Source organism: Actinoplanes sp. HUAS TT8 (genome assembly GCF_051380535.1).
Classification (GTDB): Bacteria; Actinomycetota; Actinomycetes; order Mycobacteriales; family Micromonosporaceae; genus Actinoplanes.
Genome location: NZ_CP195646.1, coordinates 114226 through 135014, shown reverse-complemented (window position 1 = coordinate 135014; position 20789 = coordinate 114226). Strand labels below are relative to the sequence as shown.

General features: G+C 69.1%; 18 protein-coding genes. 7 read left to right on the top strand and 11 right to left on the bottom strand.

Annotation, left to right across the window (positions count from 1 at the left end):
• The first annotated feature begins 17 nt into the window (after nucleotides 1-17).
• The 3 genes from ACSHV8_RS00530 to ACSHV8_RS00520 all read left to right on the top strand — a co-directional run bounded on the left by ACSHV8_RS00530 (nucleotide 18) and on the right by ACSHV8_RS00520 (nucleotide 2740).
• Nucleotides 18-1157: an FAD-dependent monooxygenase gene (locus ACSHV8_RS00530; protein ID WP_436528276.1), complete on the top strand. Its 1140-nt coding sequence runs from the start codon at nucleotides 18-20 to the stop codon at nucleotides 1155-1157.
• 548 nt (nucleotides 1158-1705) lie between these two features.
• The gene (locus ACSHV8_RS00525) at nucleotides 1706-1876 is read left to right on the top strand and encodes a hypothetical protein (RefSeq protein ID WP_436528274.1); all 171 of its coding nucleotides are present in this window, start codon (nucleotides 1706-1708) and stop codon (nucleotides 1874-1876) included.
• Nucleotides 1877-2419: 543 nt separating this feature from the next.
• Nucleotides 2420-2740, top strand: coding sequence for a hypothetical protein (locus ACSHV8_RS00520; RefSeq protein ID WP_436528272.1), 321 nt, complete (start codon nucleotides 2420-2422; stop codon nucleotides 2738-2740).
• A 394-nt stretch (nucleotides 2741-3134) separates the two neighbouring features.
• Here the strand turns inward: ACSHV8_RS00520 and ACSHV8_RS00515 are convergent, their stop codons facing one another.
• Nucleotides 3135-3653 (bottom strand): hypothetical protein, encoded by a 519-nt coding sequence (locus tag ACSHV8_RS00515; RefSeq protein ID WP_436528270.1) that lies wholly within the window; start codon nucleotides 3651-3653, stop codon nucleotides 3135-3137.
• 106 nt (nucleotides 3654-3759) lie between these two features.
• Between ACSHV8_RS00515 and mobF the strand changes: the two genes are divergently transcribed.
• The 3 genes from mobF (at nucleotide 3760) to ACSHV8_RS00500 (ending at nucleotide 10423) form a co-directional block, all read left to right on the top strand.
• Nucleotides 3760-8163 (top strand): MobF family relaxase, encoded by a 4404-nt coding sequence (mobF, locus tag ACSHV8_RS00510; protein ID WP_436528268.1) that lies wholly within the window; start codon nucleotides 3760-3762, stop codon nucleotides 8161-8163.
• A gap of 48 nt (nucleotides 8164-8211) precedes the next feature.
• Complete coding sequence (locus ACSHV8_RS00505) at nucleotides 8212-9228, top strand: hypothetical protein (RefSeq protein WP_436528266.1); 1017 nt, start codon at nucleotides 8212-8214, stop codon at nucleotides 9226-9228.
• 280 nt (nucleotides 9229-9508) lie between these two features.
• Nucleotides 9509-10423, top strand: a complete 915-nt coding sequence (locus ACSHV8_RS00500; RefSeq protein WP_436528264.1) for a hypothetical protein — start codon at nucleotides 9509-9511, stop codon at nucleotides 10421-10423.
• Between the two features lie 88 nt (nucleotides 10424-10511).
• On the opposite strand, the gene ACSHV8_RS00495 is transcribed toward ACSHV8_RS00500, so the two are convergent.
• Both ACSHV8_RS00495 and ACSHV8_RS00490 read right to left on the bottom strand, forming a co-directional pair.
• Entirely contained in the window at nucleotides 10512-10964 is a 453-nt protein-coding gene (locus ACSHV8_RS00495; protein WP_436528262.1) for a hypothetical protein, read from the bottom strand.
• Nucleotides 10965-11218: 254 nt separating this feature from the next.
• Nucleotides 11219-11698, bottom strand: a complete 480-nt coding sequence (locus ACSHV8_RS00490; protein ID WP_436528260.1) for a MarR family winged helix-turn-helix transcriptional regulator — start codon at nucleotides 11696-11698, stop codon at nucleotides 11219-11221.
• 629 nt (nucleotides 11699-12327) lie between these two features.
• Here ACSHV8_RS00490 and ACSHV8_RS00485 point away from each other — a divergent pair.
• Nucleotides 12328-12966 carry a hypothetical protein gene (locus tag ACSHV8_RS00485; RefSeq protein WP_436528258.1) on the top strand — a complete coding sequence of 213 codons (639 nt, stop codon included), beginning with the start codon at nucleotides 12328-12330 and terminating at the stop codon, nucleotides 12964-12966.
• Nucleotides 12967-13055: 89 nt separating this feature from the next.
• Here ACSHV8_RS00485 and ACSHV8_RS00480 read toward each other — a convergent pair whose 3' ends face one another.
• The 8 genes from ACSHV8_RS00480 to ACSHV8_RS00445 are packed head-to-tail and all read right to left on the bottom strand — an operon-like array spanning nucleotide 13056 to nucleotide 20776.
• Nucleotides 13056-14162 carry a hypothetical protein gene (locus ACSHV8_RS00480; protein WP_436528256.1) on the bottom strand — a complete coding sequence of 369 codons (1107 nt, stop codon included), beginning with the start codon at nucleotides 14160-14162 and terminating at the stop codon, nucleotides 13056-13058.
• A complete protein-coding gene (locus tag ACSHV8_RS00475) occupies nucleotides 14159-14662 on the bottom strand; it encodes a hypothetical protein (RefSeq protein ID WP_436528254.1) in 504 nt (167 codons plus the stop codon). The genes ACSHV8_RS00480 and ACSHV8_RS00475 overlap by 4 nt, the downstream gene beginning before the upstream one ends.
• Nucleotides 14659-14910, bottom strand: coding sequence for a hypothetical protein (locus ACSHV8_RS00470; RefSeq protein ID WP_436528252.1), 252 nt, complete (start codon nucleotides 14908-14910; stop codon nucleotides 14659-14661). Before ACSHV8_RS00470 ends, ACSHV8_RS00475 begins: the two co-directional genes overlap by 4 nt.
• On the bottom strand, nucleotides 14910-15224 hold the full coding sequence (locus ACSHV8_RS00465) for a hypothetical protein (protein ID WP_436528250.1): 315 nt from the start codon (nucleotides 15222-15224) through the stop codon (nucleotides 14910-14912). The genes ACSHV8_RS00470 and ACSHV8_RS00465 overlap by 1 nt, the downstream gene beginning before the upstream one ends.
• Complete coding sequence (locus ACSHV8_RS00460; protein ID WP_436528248.1) at nucleotides 15221-15841, bottom strand: hypothetical protein; 621 nt, start codon at nucleotides 15839-15841, stop codon at nucleotides 15221-15223. Before ACSHV8_RS00460 ends, ACSHV8_RS00465 begins: the two co-directional genes overlap by 4 nt.
• Nucleotides 15838-17643: a type IV secretory system conjugative DNA transfer family protein gene (locus ACSHV8_RS00455; protein ID WP_436528246.1), complete on the bottom strand. Its 1806-nt coding sequence runs from the start codon at nucleotides 17641-17643 to the stop codon at nucleotides 15838-15840. Before ACSHV8_RS00455 ends, ACSHV8_RS00460 begins: the two co-directional genes overlap by 4 nt.
• A gap of 50 nt (nucleotides 17644-17693) precedes the next feature.
• On the bottom strand, nucleotides 17694-19265 hold the full coding sequence (locus ACSHV8_RS00450) for a hypothetical protein (protein ID WP_436528244.1): 1572 nt from the start codon (nucleotides 19263-19265) through the stop codon (nucleotides 17694-17696).
• The gene (locus ACSHV8_RS00445) at nucleotides 19262-20776 is read right to left on the bottom strand and encodes an SCO6880 family protein (RefSeq protein WP_436528242.1); all 1515 of its coding nucleotides are present in this window, start codon (nucleotides 20774-20776) and stop codon (nucleotides 19262-19264) included. The genes ACSHV8_RS00450 and ACSHV8_RS00445 overlap by 4 nt, the downstream gene beginning before the upstream one ends.
• Nucleotides 20777-20789 lie beyond the last annotated feature (13 nt).

Genomic DNA, 20789 nt, shown 5'->3' with positions numbered 1-20789 from the left:
CCACGGAGGCCACGCCTATGAACACCCACCCCACCGGCCACCCGCATCCGAGCATGCGGATCGCCGTCGTCGGCGGATCCTTGACCGGCCCCACCACCGCACTGCTGCTGTTGCACGCCGGGTTCACCAACGTCGCCCTCTACGAGGCAGTGCCCGCCAGCGCCCCGTTGGGCGGCGGTCTGATCGGCCTGGAGCACTCGGCACTGGACGTCCTTGACCAGCTCGGTATCCCTCAGGACGAATTCGTGCACTACAGCTCCGAGGCCGTGGTGGAGTTCGCCGTCCACCAGCGGCGGCCCGGCGCCGAGCACCGTCGCCTCTACGCCGGCCGCAACACCACCTGGTCGCTGCTGCACCCGGCGCTGACCCGCCGCCTGCCCTCCGGAGTCCTGCACACCGGCAAACGGCTCACCGGCCTGGACACCGCGTACGGCCGGCCGCTGCTGCACTTCGCCGACGGCGACACCGCGACCGCCGACCTGGTGGTCTTCGCCGACGGCCGCGCCTCCACCGGGCGCCGGCTGCTCGACCCGGACCGGCAACTGCACTACGCCGGGTACGTCGCGCACCGCGGCCAGACCGACACCATCATGTCGGGCCTGGCCGACTTCCTGCGCTTCGAACCCGACCGCAGCGGGATGCAGTTCAACGTGGCGCCGATCCCGGGTGGCACCGACTGGACCTTCTACCTCGGTGCCACCGCCGCCCAGTACACCGACTTCTTCGGCGCCGCACCGACCCGCAGGGTCTTCGCCCTGCCGCAGCACGTCACCGGCACCGCCCGTGCCGCCGTCGACGACAGCGCCCAGCGCTTCCTGCCCGAGGAGCAGGCCGCCCTTGTCCACGCCACCGGCACCCGGATGGGCGCGGCGGTCATGGACATCGACCCGCCGACCCGCATGGCCTGGCCCGTCGGCGACGGGCACGCCGTGCTCATCGGTGACGCGCTCGCCCCGGTACGTCCGCACACCGCCCGCGGCGCGAACAACGGCATCGAACAAGCCGCCGGACTGGCTGCCGCGCTCACCCAGCACCGTAAGTACGGCGCCGACCTGTCCACTGCCCTGCATGGCTGGCAGCACCGTCACCTGCCCGCCGCTGTCGCCGCAGTGGAACTCGGTCCGGCACTCGCCCGCCAGCACGGCCTCGGCGCGTAACCGGGATGTGTCCGGTCCACGTGCCACCACACGTGGACCGGTGCCCGTCACGAGAGCCACCGGAACCGCTGAACTCGGGCAGCCGCCCGGTGGACCACAAGCAGCGGCAGTCCACTCCAGGACCGGACACCGGGAGTAGTGCACGAACATCTCGCGCCGGGCAGCAGTGCCGCCCGGCGCGAGATCCTCCGGCAGTGAGGTAGGGCGCGGCGGGGACGGTTGACCCGGCCGGCGCCACGACGCGTAACCGCGGCGGTCGTGCGTCGAGGGCCGACCATGGCGCCCCTGGCGGTGACGGATGCGGACTGGCCGCCGATGCCAGGCAGACGCACATGCCAGTCCTCATGGATGACCGACCCGTCCGGCGGCGGTCAAACCGGCAAAACATCTTGGCCGGATTGCTTCGCTGCACCGGCCACAGATCTTTTGACCCGAGGTGCTGGCTTGACCACCGGCAGGCCGCGCCGGTCCCACCTGGGCCCGTCAGCGCGGCTGCCCGGCAAACACCGGCGGCAGCCGCACCGGTTCACCGCCAGGGAGGCAGCGCCATGTTCGACCACCTCGACGCCAACGACCGCCGCACGCGCCGCAGCACCGGCCTCAACCGTCCCCGCCCCGCCCGCAAGTTCGTTCTGGTCGGTGAGAAGGAGTTCTACAACACCACCAGCGCCGACGACTACCGCGAGTTCCTGGTCGTCCGCGACTACAACCGGCAGTAGCACCCGCGGGTGCGGAGGACCTCCGGGTCCTCCGCACTTTGTTTGTCGCAGGACTGGCGGGCCGGCGCGGGCTCAACCCGGCCGGCCGTGGCCGGCCGGTAGAAAGGAGCGGCCTACGGCCGCGCTGTCAAAGCCCCTTTTCCGGCCGTCGGCTGGCGCTACGAGTGTAGGTCGCTCACGGCCTCCACCAAATCCACTGCGGGCTCATAAAACATCATGCACAACCCGCATGATCTTTTAATCGAAACCCCCGCAGTGAATTTGGCTCCAGCCGCTCCCAACCTGGCGAGCAAGCTCGCCCCCCACGGCCAAAAAAGCGGCCAGCCGCCTCCGCGCGCACTTGAGCAGGCGTAACGCTAACGCAATGCGTTGCATCGGGCGCGCGGAAAAGCCTTAAATTCATTTACCAACAAACGCCGACATATAGATCTATGTCGTTTAATGATGTACGATTAAGGCAGCCGGGAAGACCAAGCCCGGCGAACACCAGACAGAACAACTCAACAGGGAAGGCTTAACGTGAGCCGTCACGAACTCAAGCCCGTGAACGAGACCGTATCCTGTGTCGCCGTCGGTTGGCTGCCCATCTTCGGCACGTTCTTCGCCCAGGTCTGGCTCGCCACCAACGACCGCGAGGACGACGCCCCGGACCACGACCTCGGATGCGACTTCCATGAGGTCACCGACGCGAAAACCGTCATCGACATGGTCAGCGAGTACGCCACCGTCCCCGCTGATCTCTTCGACACGCTTAACGCCGACGCCGCGCGCGAAGGCGCGTGCGAGCTTCCGGCCGCCGTCCGAATCATGAGCGGCTACGCGCCCGAGCCGATCGACTGGGACAACTTCGAGCCGCCGTTCTAATTCTCACCGCCCCGGAGCGCGCCCAGCGCGCTCCGGGTACCGGCGGTTTACCGGCCGCGCCCGGTAGGCGGCCGCGTCGGCGCGCATCGAGCACGCCGCCACGGGCTGCCGCACCCACCGCTCACGGCCGCCCCATCCCACCCGCCCGACCGGCCGAGCAATGCGCATAAGAAAGGGCCGACGGCCCCACAAGGGGGAACATCCCCCGAAGGAGATGCACGACCAAGTCCGTCGGCCCAACACCAGCCAGACAACGGCGCGAGCGCCGAGGAAGGCAGACTCTAACCGTAGCGCGCCCATCGGCCACGATCAACGCTCCGCCCACAGAATGGCAGGAGCCGACCCGACCCCGACCGGAGGTACCCGCACCATGCCGCTCATCAACAACGACCGCCTAGGCCGCTCCGTCGTCGGATGCGGCGGAACGCTCGCGATCCTCGGCGTCACCCTGGCGGCTGTCGCCGTCGTCCCGCTGATCGTGATGCTCGTCATCGGTCGCTGAACCGGCATTCTGTCGGCCCCCGCCGCGCCGGGCCTGACGAGGCGTGCCCGTCCCGGGTGGACGGCCGCGCCGCCGCGCCGCCACCGTCCCGCCGGTCAGCGTCTCCAGCCTTCCGGTCACGGTGTCGGGCGCAGCGCGGCGCACCGCTTGCTGCATCCGCGTCGGAGTAACGCCCGCCAACCGGCCCGCGCGATCGGCAGGCATCAGCGCGCCCAGCACGGCCAGCGCCACGTCCTCGCCCGCCTCAGCATCACTGACCGCCGTGTCGAGCGCCGCGAGCTCCGCCGTCCGACGCTGACGCGCCTGTTCCACCGTGCCGCTCGCGCCGAGCACGGCCAGCAGCGCGGTTTCTTCCGCCTTCTGCTGCCGCCGGAGCGCCTGCACTGCCTCATTACTTCCCTTGCTAGCCATGTTGCTCAAAGTACCTTCATAGTCGGCCTTCCTGCCATTACCTAGATTGGTTTAAGAGTCGCCCTAAATAATTTCTCGCTCGTTTAACAATCGCCTTACCATGTGCATGCTGCACAAACGAGAGCTCACCCCTCTACTACTTCTACGCTTTAGCACACCCCCTGGCATTCAAATGTCGAAAAGGGCCGGGCAGCGCCCTACTCTTGGCCGCATGCTGACGGTTACCCGCATCGCACCCGGGGCCGGGATCACCTACCTGACCCGGCAGGTAGCCACCGGCCGGCACGACTTCCGTCCAGCTCAGCCCCACTCTGTCGTCGCCTACCACGCCGACCCTGCGGCCCACGGCGAAGCACCCGGCTGGTGGGCGGGGCAAAGCAACGCATTGTTTGGCGTCCACGGCGACGTCACCGAACAGCAGCTACAGCGACTGCTCGCCGAGGGAAAGAACCCCGTCACCGGCGAACAACTCGGCAGGCTGTGGCGGCAATACCAGCCGATGGACGACACCGCCCGCCAAGCCGCCGTCGAAAAAGCGTGGGCCAAGCTCCTGCCGGACGCCACCTACGAGCAGATCGCCCGTGTGTGGCTCAACATTTGGACCGCCCCGGAACGGCGACCTGTCGCCGGTTTCGACGTCACCGTTTCGCCCGTGAAAAGCGTGAGTCTGCTGTGGGCGTTCGGCGACGACACCGTCAAGCAGCAGGTGATGGCCGCCCATCATGAAGGGGTCCGCGCCACCCTGGAACACCTGCGCGCTCACGGCGCGTTCACCCGGCTCGGCACCAACGGCCTGGTGCAGGTCGACACCGACGGCCTAGCCGCGAGCGTCTGGGACCACCGCATGTCGCGGGAGAAAGACCCGCAACTGCACTCGCACATCATCGTCAGCTCGAAGGTCCGCGTCACCCGCAACGGCCGCGAGGACTGGCTGTCGCTGGACAGCCGGGCCTTCTACCAGGCCAGCATCGCCGCTCGTATCGCCTACGAACGTGCTGTCGAAACCGAACTCGGCCGCCGGCTGGGCGTGCGGTTCGCGGCCCGCGAAGGCTCCCCGATCCGCGAGATCATCGGGTTCACCCCGCGCATGCTGGCGCACTACTCCAAGCGTCGCGCCGCGATCGAAACCGAGATGGACGAGCGGCTTACCAACCCGGCAGCCGGCCGGGAACGGTTGCGGGCGGGCCGGTGGCGGCGCCGCGCTCAGGACGCCACCTTGCGCACCCGCCAGCTCAAGGAGGGCCCCGAATCGACCCGTGACGCCGTGGCTCGCTGGCATCGCGAGGACCGGACCGCCGGTCTGCACACTGCTATCGCGGTCCGGCAGATCGTCGCCGGCACGGTGAGCGACCACATCGATCAGGCTGCGATTCAGGTCTTGCGCCAGGCCGAACGCAACCCGGCCGGACGCCGCCTGGACCTCGACACCCTGCATCAGGCCGCTGTTCGCCTCGGTATCCGTGACGACGCTCAGCACCAGCTTGTTGTCGATGCCGCGGCCCGGCGTGTTCCTCATCTGGCCATCGAGAGGGCCATCTACGAGGTCAGCGCTGAACGGGCAGTGTTCACCCTCGACCATCTCGAGCTGGCCATCGGCCGTGTCCTTCATGTGCCTGCCGGCGCCGCGCGCACCGCCGACTGGCAGCACGTCCAGCGCCTCGCCGCCCAGGCCGTGCGCACCCACGTCGCCGGGCTTCGCGTATTGACGCCGCCCGCGCTGATGCAGTGGGGCGACACGCTCGTGCGCGGCAGCGACCGGCAGAGCATCTACAGCCGCCACCGCGACCTGCAACTGTCCACTCAACCGGTCCTGGCCGCCGAAAAGGAACTCATCGCCTACGCCACCTGTCGCGGCGCCACTCCAGCCGCCCGCGCGCTGCTCGACGACGTCGCCGGCGAACTCGACCTGAGCCCGGAGAAGCGAGAAGCACTGCTGTTCGCCGTCGGCGACGACCGGCGCGTCACCGGCATCGTCGGCCCAGCCGGCACCGGAAAGACCTACCTGCAGCGGGCCGTCGGCATCGCAGCCCATCGAGCGAACATCCCGGTGCTCGGCCTGACCGTGTCGCAGAACGCCGCCTACGTGCTTGCCGAAGCCACCCGCGAAGGCGGCTCGCCCAGCATCCGGACCGAGAACATCGCCATGTGGCTACACGCCCAGCACACCCCACCCGACGGCACGACACCCGCGGATTGGACCTTCGCACCAGGCCAGTGGGTCATCGTCGATGAGGCGTCCCAGGCCTCCACCCTCGACCTGGTGCGACTCACCCAGCTGCTCGACGCGGTCGGCGGGAAACTGATCCTGGTCGGTGACCCCGAGCAGATCTCGGCAATTGGCCCGGGCGGCATGTTCCGCTACCTCGCTTCTCTCGGCAACACCACCACTCTGACCGAGGTCCGGCGCTTCGCCGAATCGTGGGAAGGTCCGGCGTCGCTGCGGCTGCGTGAGGCGGACACCACCGTGCTCGCCGAATATGACCGGCGCGGCCGGATCCTCGGCGGCGACCGCCAGCACCTCACTCGGCAGGTCCTCGACGGGTGGGCCGCCGATATCATCCAGGGCCGGTCCGGCCTGATCATGGTCGAGACCGAGGCCGAGGCTGCCGATCTCGCCGCGCAGGCCCGGCGCATCCTGATCAGTGCCGGCCTGGTGCAGGACGGCCGCGCCGTCACGCTCGCCAACGGCACCCGCGCCAGTACCGGCGATCTGATCGTCACCCGGCGCAACAACCGTGACCTCATCGCCGACGACCGGTTCGTCGCCAACCGCGACCAATGGCAGATTCTCACCGTTCGCGAGGACGGCTCCCTTCAGGTCCGGCACACCACCACCCAGGCCGCCCTCGTGTTACCCGCCGCCTACGTCGCCGAGCACGTCCAACTCGCCTACGCCGCCACCGTCGACTCCGCCCAGGGCCGCACCGTCGACGTCGGCCGCGCCCTGGTCGACGCCGCCACCAACCGGGCCCGGCTCTACGTCATGGCCACCCGCGGCCGGCTACTCAACCAGATCGCCGTCATCACCAGCGAAGAACCACCCGAAAGCCACCCCCCGCAGCCGCCCACCGCCGGGATCACCGTGCTCGCCGACATCCTGCGCACCGACACCACCGACCGCTCCGCCACCGAAACCGAACAAACCCTCTGGGCCGACGTCGACGCCCTCAGCCGCTGGGGTGCGATCTACGACGACCTCACCGCCCGCGCCGCCACACCCCGCTACATCGCGGTCATCCGCCGCGTGGCGGGCGACACGATCGCCGCGAACCTGGCCATCGACCCGGCCATGCCCGCCCTCGCCGCCCGGCTACAGGGGCTTGCCGCCGCCGGCTACGACCCCGAACAGGTCCTCGCCGCGGTCGCCTCCGAACGCGAACTGCACAGCGCCCACGACACCGCCGCCGTGCTCACCTGGCGCATCGACAACATCTACCGCGACATCCAACCCGACCCGACTGTAGCCATCAGCGGCCACCAAGCCGGCACCTACACCGACCGGCTACCCGACCTCGACGGCGACCTCGGCGCCGCCCTCGCCGACGTCGCCGCCATATGCGACCGCCGCATCGAAGCCCTCGCCGACCACGCCGCCCAGCACCAGCCCGCCTGGAGCCGGGCTCTCGGCCCGCTGCCAAAAGACGAGGCCGGGCGCCGACACTGGCTGTCCGGCGCCGCCGTCGTCATCGGCTACCGCGACCGTTACGCCATCAGCGGGGACGACCCGATCGGTCCGGAACCCTCCGACCGTGATCCCGGGCGGTGGGGAGCCTGGCACAGGGCCCAACTCGTCCTCGGCGTCGCCACCCTCACCGGGAAGATCACCGCCGCATCCGACACCCAGCTGCGGACGCTCATGCAAGCGCAACGCGCCGCCGACCGCGCCGCACCGCCGTACGTCAGCGGTGAGCTCCGCAACGCCCACACCCACCTCGTCGCTGCCGAACAGCACCTGCGCGACAGCCGCATCGCCCTCGCCGCCGCCGAGCACCACGCCACCGCCATCACCGCCCCGCAACCAGCACAGGCTCCGAGCTGGCGGCGACCGACGGCAGCAAGGACCCGCGCCGCCGCCGAACAGCACGCCGCAGCGGTCGCCTCCCTGCGCGCTCATGTCCTGGTCGACGAACTGCGCGATCGTCTCGACCACGCCCGGGTCCGCGTCAATTCGGCCGCCGATGACGTCGCCGTCCTTGAGGAACGCCACCGCGACTGGAACACCTGGTACCAGCAGGCCCTGCCGATCCGCTACGCCGGCCTGGCCGCCGCCGCGGAATCGACGCGCCGCACCAGCAACCTGGCCACCAGCACCCGGCGCCTCGCCGACGCCGCCCGGCAGACCGCCGACCGCGTCCACGCCGTCGACGCCACCCGACCCAACCGGCACGCCACACCCGTCCGAGACCAGCTCGCCGACCAAGCCGCCGCCGGGCAGCGCCGCGTCGTAGACACCACCGACCCAGACCTGCCGCAGACCGAGACACCGGACCTGGACCTCGACCATGGCTGACTGGCACACCGCGAACCCGGCAACCCGCGACCCTGTGGGGACGCGCTGATGGCTGACTACCGCCTCGCGTTCGTCGACGAAACCATCATCGAACGCCGCAACCGCACCGGCGTCTACCTCTTCGCCGGCGTCGTCATCGACGGCGCCGACCTACCCGACACCATCACCGCGGCCCGCGACGCCACCGGCAACAACAGCTTCCACGCCACCGACCTGTACCGGCGCGGCCTTCACCCGCGGATCACCGCCATGCTCGACACCATCTCCCAGCACGCCGGCTGGACCTTCTACGTCGCCCAACCGATCGGCCCCCGCAACCGCGAGCAATCACGGCAACAGGCGCTCGTGCGGATGCTGCACCAACTCGACGAACAGAAAGTCCACGACGTCATCGCCGACACCCGCGCCGGCCCCGACGAACAAGCCCAGACCCAGCGCGAAGGACGCAAAGTCACTATCGCCGACACCCCGGACATCGACACGTACAAGAGACTGGTCCGCAGCCGACAAATCAGTTCTCGCATGCGGATGCTGCACCGTGACGACCGGCAACAACCCGGGCTGTGGATGGCCGACGCCGCCGCCTGGGCCCTGCAACGCGCCGTCGCCCACGACGACCCGCAATGGTGGTCCCGGATCATCGACACCGCCACCATCATCGATGCACACACCGGCCGAGAACTGACCGTGACACACAACAGGGCCGCTCCACCACAACCTACAAGTGGCGAGCGCGGCCCCGAACACCTGAGCCAGGGTGCTCAAGCATCCTTGTTGCTACCACAATCCTACCCGCAAAATCGCGGCCCAGCGAGCCAGCACACCGCGCCCATCCACCCCCTCGCCAGCCTGCTCCGCCAGATCGAAGCAGCCGCCACCCACCACACCCAGCAGCAGATGCTGCGCAGCATCCGTAACCTCAACCGCGTCATCACTGCCGTCGCGGACACCGTCGATGCCGCCGCGCAGTCTCCGGAATCGCGGCCAGCTCAGACACCGAGCATGCCCGACACCGAACCGGAAGCGTCCGCCCCGGCAGCCGACACCGAATTGGCCATCGAATAGGTGGATCATCCCCACGCTTCCGCGCCCCGGCCTGATCGTCACACTCCCGGATGATCTGCACACCACCACGCCGTCAATCACGGGCACGGTGCACCGGTCTGCGGCATGATCACGACGGCGACATCGAGCGCCACGCCGGCGCAGCTCCACCCGGAAGCGGCCTGATGCCGGCCAGAAGGGCCGCACGCCTGACTCGACCGCACCGTGACGCATCAGCACGACACGCTCATGACGGCTTTCTCGCTGACCGGGCAGCGACAACGAAAGGACGTCATGCCACATGCCCCGCGGCCATCTACACACCCTTGCCCGGCAACGCCAGCACTACACGGGAGAACGATTCGCCCGCGCCGCCAAGCACCTGCTCATGCAGCCGTGGGCAGGGCCGCTGCCTGACGCCTCACCGCATCAGGCCGACCTTGAGTTCGAGGTCCTGCTGCGCCTCGGTCGCCACCACATGACCCTCGGGCACGGCTGGCGCCACGGAGACGGCCCCTTCAACCTCAGCTGGCTGACACCCCATACCGACGCCATCGAACTCGGCGTTCACCCTCTCGCCCTACCCGACGTCGCCGCGAATCTCATGCCACGACTCAGCCCCGACACCACCGGCCAACCCACAGGGGTGCTCGGGCTCCGTGTCAGCCACAGCGGCGCCGGGGTCGAACTGACCCGGCTCGGTCTACCCGGAGTCGTACGTCTGCCCGGCATCCGCGAACGGCAGTGGCAGCAGGCACTCGCGGTGGCCCGCGATGACGCCGGTGACACCAGCCCGCCTGTCTGGCAAACCCATCAGGACACGCTGCACTCGCAAGAAATCACGTACGGCCCCCGGTACGGCACCGGCAGCTCCCGCCGCCTTGCCGCCACCGGCCGCCACCCATCCGGGATCGTCCGCCTCGGATCCGCTCTGCTGCGCAGGCATCAAATCTTCCGCACGGCTCCGCCGGTCGCCGGTATCGATCTGTGGTTCAACCCCGGCCAGATCGAACTCGAATGGTTCGCCGGCCCCACCCACGACGACATCACTTCCGCTCTATTGGATCCGGTGTTCGGCCTATCCGGAAGCACCAGTCGCCGAGGTTGCTGCCGACCATCGACCTCGTGCTACGGGGTGAAACTGTGGTGCGCCAGCGCACCACACGCGACGGTGAACCTGCGGCGCCAGTCCTCCGGCTGGTCCGATTCGCAATAACGATCCGCTGATCGCCGCCGGGACCAGCGGCGCATAAAGATGCAGCAGTACCGGGTCCGCGCCGCCAGGAATTCGGCGGCGGCGCCGTTCAGCGCGGCATCAGCAGCTCGCCCATCACCTCCCGCGCCGTCTGGATCATGATCGGCCGGACTTGTGCTGCTGGCAGTGCCTGGCCTGTGATCGGCGTGACGGTGATCTCGATGTTCAGGTTGCCGCCATAGACGGACAGTTGCTGGCCCAGCTGCCGATCGGTGCGCACGTAGGCTCCGGCGCCGAGTCCGTCGACGGTGACGGCGGGCGCCGACCGGTCGCGGGCGCGTCGCAGCGCGTCGAACTGCGCTCTGATCGTGTCAGGTTCGGCAAGGTCGAGGCGCACGACGAAGGCCGTCAGGTCCCCGCCGGGGACGCCGTACTCACGTTCGCAGAGCAGCCAGGTGCCATGCTCTCCGGTGTGGGTCCGCGGCGGTGCGAATGATCCTCCGTCGGGTCCGAGCATCGCCGTGATGCGGTCGTAGTCCCACAGCGCGCACGGATCAGCCACGGACCGAAAGACGGAATATGATCCGCGCTCTGCCGGTATCGGGGCGTCGCTCGTGCTCGTAGCCTTGTCGTTGAGTGGAGTGGCGGGGCCGGCGGAGGGTTCGGATCGGCAAGCTGCTTGCATCAGACACACCGTGGTCAGCATGGCCAGAGATATCGCCGCTCGACGCCTCGAGGGCGGTACAGCGGGTCGGAAGTGGCGAGAATGCACAAGGGTCCTTTCGGCGAGCGTGGTCTCGGATGCCGCTGATGCCACTACGCGGCGCTTTCTCCGGCCCGGGTGAGGTGCAGGATCAAGGCGACGGCGTCGGGGTTCATCCCGGCGGGTGGATGCTGGAGGAGGCGGTGTGCTGCGGTGCTGAGCTGCGGCCGCACCTCCTCGATAAGGCGCAGTCCCTCCGCGGTCGGGTGCAGCAGGACCCTGCGGCGGTCCTCTACGTGGCGTCCGCGGCGGATCAGGCCGCGGTTCTCCAGGCCGTTGGCGCAGATCGAAACGGCGCCTTTGGTCAGGCAGGAGACTTCGGCGACGGTTCGGGTGTCGATGGGGCGGCGGCTAACCGCCAGGTGCAGGACGTCGTAGCTGCTCCAGGTCAGCTCGGCCTCGCTGAGGACGAGACGTTCCAGCTCTCGCCTGATCAGGTTGCTGGCCCGGCACATCGCCGTGATGCCACGCAGCGTGGCCACCTCGGCTACGGCAATTGCCGGGCTCTGGCCGGTGTCGTGATCGGTGGTCACGTCGAGCTCCGTCCTGGATGGATGTGGTCTGCAGCAGTTGGTCGGTGCGGTGGTATGCGCAGGGCGGTCGGCTTACCCGCGGCCGCCGTGCGCGGGGCAGGCGAACACCGCCCGGGTGCTTCGCCGACGATTCGTCCTATCGGCGAGTGCGTCGGCTTCGGCGGTGCCGGCGTCCGACGACGCGTCTGCCCGCAGGGACAAAATCCGGCTGGGGCTGTGACGCGACAGCTGTCTCACCGGAGAGAACGCGGCTGTAGCGTGCGGGCCGGTCGGACATCGCGGCACTCAGCCGCATCGTGGACCCCCGCGCTCCGGGCGGCCCCGATTCCCGCCCCGTCCCAGTCAATTCGCCAGAGCGGCAGCCCCGGGTGACGGGTGCCGTGTGGAGTAGAATGGCCCACAGCGACGGCGGCTTTTTCATGCAGCTCATTCGCTTTCTCCTAGCGGTGCGCCAACTTTTTTCATGAAGTCGATGGGGCTGGTCGCGTTGTAGGACCGCAGTTGGCAGCGGGTTTTGCCGCAGCTGACATTAAGATGCACCTCGTAGCGCAGGTGTGGTCCCGATGAATGTCCGCTGCTGACACCGAAAACCTGAGGTGGTTCTCGGGTGGCTCAGCTTGAATGTTGTGGTGATCAAGTTGCGGGCCGTCGTGGAAGTCCCGACCTTCGACGCCGAATCGCGACCACCGTGGCCCGTCGCGCCGATGGCTGCGGGGTCGTGGCTGGAGCTCGCGGCCGATTGCACGGATCTGGAGGTCGGGCTGTTCGTGGCGATGCTGGTTCGCCCGCGCGATGTTGCTCCGCCGGGTGGACGTAACGAGGTGGTGAATGCCGTCCTCGCTGAGGAGTGCCTCATAGCGCCTGGTGGTCTCCGCCTTGCCGACACGGTGACAGGGATGGCCGTAGTACCGGGGTGCTGCGCGGGTTTGGAGGACTGGCGGGACTGGGTGCGGGTCGTCGACGGTGAGTCGCCGTGGCTCGGTCACGACCCGGCGCCCGAGGTTGAGTTTGCCGACGATGGGTTGCGTGTGTGGCAGGACGGCGGCCTGGGCCGAACCCGTGGCCGGTGGGCGGAGACAAGTGTTCTCGTGCAACGCCCTGCTCTGATTGACCTGCTCAGGAGCGTGCACGGAGATCTGGTGGGATTTCTCGCAGCGATTGACGCGTGGGCGCGAGGTGTCGGGTTGGAGGAACGTGGCGGTGCTCTCGTAGAGGCCATCGATCGACACTTCGCGATCACGCCACCCCTCGAGCTGCCTGCGGGTTGAGCAGGTAGCCCGCTTGAGGCCAGCGTCCACGGCAACGTCGGGGATGCTCTGGGTGTCTCGGGTAGTCATGAGTAGCGAGATCCGTCCTCTCAGAGCACTGAGATGTGGACGTGGTTGGTGTGCCAGCCGCTGGGATCGTCACCGCCCCACGGGTTGTTGTAGGCGTGCCAGCCTTTGGCGGGGGTCCAGATCCGGCGGAACCAGATCACGTACATCAGCCCGAGGCGATCGGCGTTGGAAACCGCCCACGCCGCCATCGCGTCACCGCGGGCTTTTTGCGCGCCGGTGGCTTCGCCGCCGCCGGTCATCATCCAGTCGCAGGCGCGACCTTTAGGGTGTTCGCCGTGGTTGCTGGACCGGTAGCAGCCCGGCTTCGGGAATCCCGCGATCGTGGCTTGCTGGACGAGGTGATGCAGGCGCGGGGTGACGCAGCCGGCGTGCGTGGTCGGGTCGGGGCGGATCGTGCAGCTCTCCGTCGGCCAGGAGCCGTCGGGGTTGCGGGGTGCCGGCTCGGCCGCGCCGAGCACGGTGCTGGAGCAGTCGGCCGCGGCACCGCCGATTTCGCGCTGCCCGACGTCCTGCGTGCCGCTGCTCATCGTCGGCGGGCAGTCACTCACACACGGGGCAAGCTCCGAAGGTAGGACGACGCCGTTCCCGGACGCGATCTGCTGGACCACTGAGGTCGCGTCGCTCTCGAATGTCGCGTATCGGTCCGGGTAGGCGGACCGCTGCACTTTCTGGGCGGCCACCGTGAGCGGCAACGATTCCCAGCTTTTGACCTTGACAAGGGCGGCGTAGAACTTCCCGGCGGTGTATACCGGGTCGATCAGCTGTTGCGGGGTTCCCCAGCCTTGGCTGGGGCGTTGCTGGAACAGGCCGACGCTGTCGTGGTCGGTGACTTTGCTGGAGTTGATCAGCCGGGACTCGGTCATCGCGGTGGCCACGGCGATGACCCAGCCACGCGCCGGGACCTTCTTCTGCTGGCCGACGGCCACGATGATGGCGGCGTTGTCGACCGCGGCCGAGCTCCACTGCCCGACCGCACCGACGCGGTTCCGGATACTCGCCTGCCCGGCGGCCACCGGGGACGAGCAGCTGACCGCGGTGGTCGCGTCGCTGACGGCCACGAGGATCCCCGCGGTGCACAGCAATAGCGGCACGCTGGCGATCGCCGCCGCCCAGCCGATCACTTTCATGACGGCACCGGGGACGGGGCCGGGGTGACGGTGGCGATCAGCCATCGGCCGTCACGGTGGACGACCGTGACCCGGATCCCGCTGGCGTCGGTGGGGACGTCCACGATCACGGTGCTGGTGGTCGACGACACCGTTCGCGGGGCACCGGTCACGGCGGTGGCGGGCACGTTGGCCGGGTCGGTGTCGGCGAGGAGCGGCGCGTATTCCGGGACGACCAGAGGTTGCAGTTGGGCGTACCAGGCGGCGTGATCGAGATGAGGTCGCGCCCACACCTGCACGTACCGGGCGGCCGCGTCGACCGCTGCGGTTGCGGGTGCGGCGCTGGGCTCTGCGCCGGGATCGGCGCCGTTGTCCTGCTCGGCTTCGTCGTCGATCGTCAGGCCGCCACTCGCCGTGACAACAGCAGGTGGCTTCGGTTGCGTCCTCGGCTGGTGGGCGCAGCCGGGAATGACGAGTGAGATCACGGCCAGCACTGGGGCGAGCAGACGCCCGGCTGTCATCGCAGATCCACGGGCGCGAGCATGCTGGCGAGGACGGTGTTGAGGATGCCGGCCATCGCGGCGGCTCGTTGCTCGGTCGAGGCGGCCAGGTGCGCGTCGCGCATTTCCGCTGTCGCAGGCATCGCCCGGGCTCTCAGAGCGCGAAGCGCAGCGAAGTACCCGTCATCGCCGCCACCGGCATCGTCCGGGCTGATCAACGCGGGATTGCGGGGCGGCTGGTCCCGGCCTGTAGTCGTGGTCGCGGTCATCAGGCCCCCATCTCGGGGTCGTCGGGATCCGGCTCGGGGTCGTAGTCGCCGTCGGGCATGCCGTCGATCTCCTGCTCTAGACGCGCTAGGCGTTCGTCTTCTTCCAGGCGCTGCTGGTCTAGGTCTTCGGTCTGGTCGAGGTCTTTGTCGGGGTCGGGCACGGGGTTCTCCTTCTCGTCGGTGTCAGCGTCGAGCTCTTCGGTGCCGGCGACCTTCTGGCGGAGACTGCTGATGTCTCTGCCGATCAGCCGCAAGTTGTTGTTGAGGCGGTCCCAGTCCGAATCGGAAGTGACCGGCGCAATCTGGCTGCTCATGCCGGCTCCTGCGTCGCGCGGCCAGCCGGGGTGGCCTGCGCCCGGGTGACGAGGTCGGCGTTGGCGGCCTCGGTGGCGGCGGCCATCCAGTCCTGCGGCCAGCGCAGGTCGAGGCTGTGATCGGTGTGTTCGCCGTTGCGGCAACGGGTGAAGTCGTCCCAGCCGCGCAGCCGTTCCCGGGCGCGAGCGAGTCGTTCGTGCCAGATCAGCGGTTCGTCGCCGCGCGCCTGGTCGTGGTAGGCGGTATGCCAGCCAGCAGCGAGAGCGGTCAGCTCTTCGAGGAGCGGGCCGTGCCGGTACCAGCAGGCGGGGATTTCCTCGGCGATCTCGTATCGGTCGACGAGCCAGTCGACCCAGTCGATCAGCCACGCCCACACCTGGGCGGCGGCGTCGCGGTCTAGGTCGCGCCAGCGCAGCGGCCACGGCATGTCGGCGGATGCTTTCCGCGGCCCGCCGCTGGTGGCGGCGCGGGCGGCGACCGCGTCGCGCAGCTCTACATGCTGTTGGTGCAGTGCGTCGACGGCGTCGGTGAGTTGTTGCAGGCTGGCGCCGAGTTCAGCGATGGCGACCATGTCCGGTGACGCGTCCGGGGGCAGCTTGAAGTCGAAGGTGCTCATCGCTGTCCTTCGGAGAGCATCCGGCGAAACGCCTCGCGGCCCTGTTTGAGTTCGCCGGCGTCGGGGCGTTCCCACCACGCGGGGATCGTCAGTTCCATCGGCGGCAGGTTGCGGACCAGGGCGATGGCCCGCCCTTCCGGCAGGGTGCGTAGATCCGCCAGGTCCAGCAAATGCTCGCGGCGCGCGGACTCGTTGACCGAGGCGCGGCCGCTGCCCCAGGACGCGCCGGAGGTGATGTCGAGGACCTGCCCGGCCACGGCTTGGGCGTCTTTGAGGGCGCCGGCGTCGGTGGAGCCGCCCATCAGCAGCCAGGCGTTGGCGCTGTCGGCGATGGCTTGCCCGCCTTTGTCGCCCCAGCGTTCGCGCAGCTGATGCCGGTTCTGGGTGAAGACGTCGACGGCGACGCCCGAGCCGCCGCCTTCGGACATCAGCGATGGCAGCGACGGGATCGGGGCGATGTTGCTGATTTCGTCGCCGACGAAATACAGCGTTGGTTCGATTCGTCCGCCGGGACCGTGCAGGGCGAGCCGGCGGGCCTGGTACAGGACGTCCTCGGTGACCGCGGCCATCAACGGCGCGATCAAAGCCTGGGCATCGCGGGTGCCGACCAGGTAAAGGGTGCCGGACGCGTGCAGCCATTCGACCGGCTTGAACTGCTGGCCGCGCGGCGGCGAGCATGCGGCCAGCACGCGCGGGTCGTTGAAGCAGTCGAGCGCGCCGGAGACAACGCTTTGGATGGTGTCGCGGGCCCGGCCGGTCGTTTCGCGGTGCCGGGCGAGCCGGTCAGCCCAGGAGTGCACGCCGTGGTGCCGCAGGATCCGTTCCGGCCGCGCATTGGTCGGATTCTGCGACCAGGCCAGAACGTCGATCATGGTCGCTTGCTCGTCGATCGCTGCCGCGTGCAGCAGGCCACGCACGATCGTCGCGGCCTGGTCGCGGAACCAGCGTCCGTTCTCCACCGATTCGGCGCCGATACCGGAGCCGTCGGCGAAGCCCTGGGCCCGCAGCATGGCGACGATCTGGTCCTCGGCGCCCTCGATCGGCGACCACCGCAGCCGCGGAACACCGGGGATTTCACCCTGTGGTTCGAAGATGTGGGTAGGGCCGAGCTGCGAGCGGTGCTGGTAGGTGATCTCGGCGACGTCGAGTCGGGTGGAGGTGGTCAGGACCGCGCCGCGCGCGTCGATCACCGTGGGGATGACCAGGCGGGTGGTTTTCCCGCCGACCCGCGGTACGGCAGCGGCCAGCCGGGTGTATTCGTTCGCCAGGTACAGCGGCTTGCCGGACACGGCGTCGTAGCCCAGGAGCCGGGCGACTTCCAGGGGGTCGGCGCGCCGCTGCTCCTTGGCCGCTTGGGTCGAATCGTCGTCGGCGTCGGTGATCGTCAGTCCTGGCCGGACGACGTCGACGCGGGCGCGGACCGCGTCCGCGGACAGCGCCGCGTCGAGCTCTCGCTTGCGGACGAAGCCTGCGCGGCGCATCCGAGGCCCGGCGATGCGGGCCAACCCGAAGATCCAGCCCAGCAGTAGGCCGGCGAACAGGACAATCCAGAGCGGGTAGAACAGCCAGACCGGTGCAACCTCTCGGCGGGCCGGCGCCGGCCACGCCTGCGCGGGGTCGCCGAAATGGGCGGCGACCCGCAACGCGATGCCCGGAGCATCGGGTAGGCCGGAGTCCGGCCACGCCAGGTGGGCGAGCGCACCACCGAACTGGCCGGCCAGCCACACCGACAGGATCCCGCTGGTGGTGACGATGACCATCACCAGCAGCAGCACGATCCGGACCTGGATGTCGGCGCGCACGTGGCCCTGTTGCGGCGGGCGGTGCCCGGGCGCCGACAGCGGTGAGCGGCTCATCGGGTGCCCCGTCCGCCGGCGGCGACCGCTTCCAGGCGTTCGTCGTACTCCTTCGGGGAGAGCTCGTCGGCGGGATCGGTGGCTTCCATCCGGCTGTCGGTGTGCACCATCGCCGTCTCGGCGTTGCTCAGCTGGTGCTTGACCACGAACGAACGCACGCCGATCTTCCACAGGCCCACGCCCTGACGCAGATAACGCAGCAGATCGGTTTCGACGTCGCTCGTCCCGAGAAACTCGCGGGCCTGCTCCAGGCTGCCAGTGGCCTGCCGGTAGGAAACCCGGACCCCGGAGTCCTCGATCAGGCCGCGGGCGATGCGGACCTGCTCGCTGTCGGCCGCCCCGGAGGCCGCCAAGTCGCTGAACCGGTGGAAAGCGAGGACGTTCGCGATGCCCAACGCACGCGCCAGCTTCAGCTGTTCGCGCATCCGGCGGATCAACGGCAGATGCCGCGCGATCAGAGCGAACTCGTCGTAGAAGCACACACGCGGCGGGGCATCCGGCGTCGACAGCTCGGTTTCCAGCCACGACTGGGCGCAGGTCATCGCCATCGCGGTCATCGCGTCCGAGGCGCGGACGGCGCGCAGGTCCAGGATCGCGCCGGGCTGGGCGAAGTCGAGGCGAACGGAGGACGCGACGGGGCCGTCGAAGACTCCGCCGAGCGCACCACCGATCAGCCGCTCCAGAGCGAGGCGAACGCGGCGGGAATCGGTCACGAACATGTCGACGGGGTAGTGCAGGTGGTCGAGCCGGTGCTGCCAGAGTTGCGGAGATCCGGCCGCGGCGAGCACGCCACTGAGGGTGGGCGTGGCCATCCTCGAGGTGTCGACGCCTTCGCGGGTGACCGCGTCGACGGCGTACTCGATCAGCGATCGTTCGGCCTCGTGCAGCGGGCCGCCGAGTTGGATCTCCAGGAGCCCTTCGAGCAGCAGCAGGCGCCGGGAACGCTGCAGTTGCAGCCACTGCGGTTCGGTCTGGCCGGGGTGCCGGCGGATCCCGGCCAGGGGGTTCATGGTGACGCCGAGGCCGGGGCCGAGCCGGACTGGCGTGATGCCGGCCAGTGCGGCGAGCTGCTCGTATTCGCCTTTGACGTCGGTGATGTAAAAGCGGGTCCCGAACGGCACGCCACGGAAGGCCAGGCACTTGAGCAGGCTGCTTTTCGCGGTGCCGATCTCGCCGGTTACGACGACGTTCGGTGCGGTGATCGCTTTGGCTCGGTACAACTCGTGCGGGCTGAACGTGAACGCAGACCGGGAGTAGACCTCCATGCCGACCAGCGGCCCGTCGACCGGCAGACCCGGATCGGTGACAAACGGGTACACACTGCACAACTGAGCGCTGGTCGTGACCAGCGGCGGCAACCGCAGCCGCCACGACACCCGCCCCGCGGCCCGGCCGAACTGGCCACGCCAACCAGCTGGCGCCGGGCCGAGCAGCCGGTCGGTGTCGCGATCCACGGCACGCTGCTCGCGCCGCCATGCCCTCTCGGCGCGGGCCAGGTCGCGGGCTTCAGCAACCTGCTCGATCCGGTCGCTGAGCGAACCTTCACGGCGTAGCTGGCGGGCGCTCATGCGGCCCACCCCCGCATCGGCTTCAACCCGCGGGCCAGCGGCAGCGCCCCCGCCAGAAAGGCCTGGTCTTGTTCACCGGCCAAGCTGACGGCTTCGCAGCCGGAACGCGACAAGATCCGCTTGACCGCACGAACATCCCGGTCGAGGTCGATTTCGCTGGCCGCGGTGACGGTGACCAGCAGCGCGTACCGGTAGCGGACGTGGCCGTGGGCTTGTTCCACGTCGATCTGTTCGATCGCGCGGGCCTCTTCCTGCTCGGCCGCGGTTTGCACCAGGCGCATCTTGCGTTTGGTGATCGCGTCGCCGGCCCGGGCGACCTTGTCGCGGCGCGTGGCCAGCGCGGCGAGCTGCGCCGGGACCGGCTGCGCGACCAGGGTCACGGTGCGCCGGCAGGTGGTGCGCATATAGAGAGGTGTCAGCCACGTCGCGGGGACCTGCTGGCGCGGCATCTGCGCCACCCACAACGTCCGGGAGAACCCGGAGTCGTGCTGGTAGGTGTTCCAACCGAGCGTGCGGGCCGCGACCGGACCCGCCAGCCGCGGAGTCACACCCGCCGGGGTCCGGCCGGCCCCGGGCGGGGTGCTGCCGCGCAGGTCAACGACTTCTTGATCGTCGGGGTCGAACTGGCTGCGGATCACCCCGGCGTAGGCGCGCGGGGACAGCCATCCGCCGGTGGCGACTCCGGCCTCGCTGACAGCGGCTTCGATCCCGGACAGCCGGTCCAGGATGACTTTCGCGATCCCGGTGTCGGTGCCGCCAGCGTCGGCGATCTCCCCGGACAGTTTCGCGGCATCGAACACCACGGACAGGAAAATTTCGTGCCGTTGCGCCGTCGGCGCCGCGGCCGCGGTCAGTTCCGCGAGCGACTGATACGCGGCGGAGCCGGTATCCACAGCCCTGTGGATAAGGAACCGCTGCGCCCGGTTCCCGGAATCCGGCACCGCCCGCGCGGTGACCGACCAGCGCACCAGACCCGCGTCGGCATACTCACTGCCGAGGATGTTGAGGACCTGCGCCCAGTCGGTCAACCGCTGGGTCTGCACATCACGGTCGGCAAGAATCAGGTTCGTGCCGTAACACAACAGGGCCGCGGTGACCGTCTTCTCACGCCGGTGGTGCAGCAACCCGATCTCGGTAGTCCCGTCCGCGGCGACCGCGGGCAGCCACCGGTACCCGGCCGCAGGACCGGGCAAATCCAGGTGCTCCCCGGCAGCATTCGCGCCGTACGGGCCGCCCCGGTACTCGTGCTGACGGGCACCGCGCTGCACCAGAGCCGCGATCACGACCGGCGCCCATTCGGTGATCCGTCGACCCTTGATCCGCAAAAGACCGAGGGTGATCAACAGGAACGCCAGCGCGAACATGCCGGCACCGGCCGCTTTGTTGATCATCAGCAGGTTGAGGCCGGCGACCGCGCAAATGAGCCCGGCGACGACCATGAAGATCTGGGACCAGGTGAACCCGAGCACAGCACCCCGGCTGGAGCGGGGCGGGAATTCGAACTTCGTCATCAAATTTCCCCCG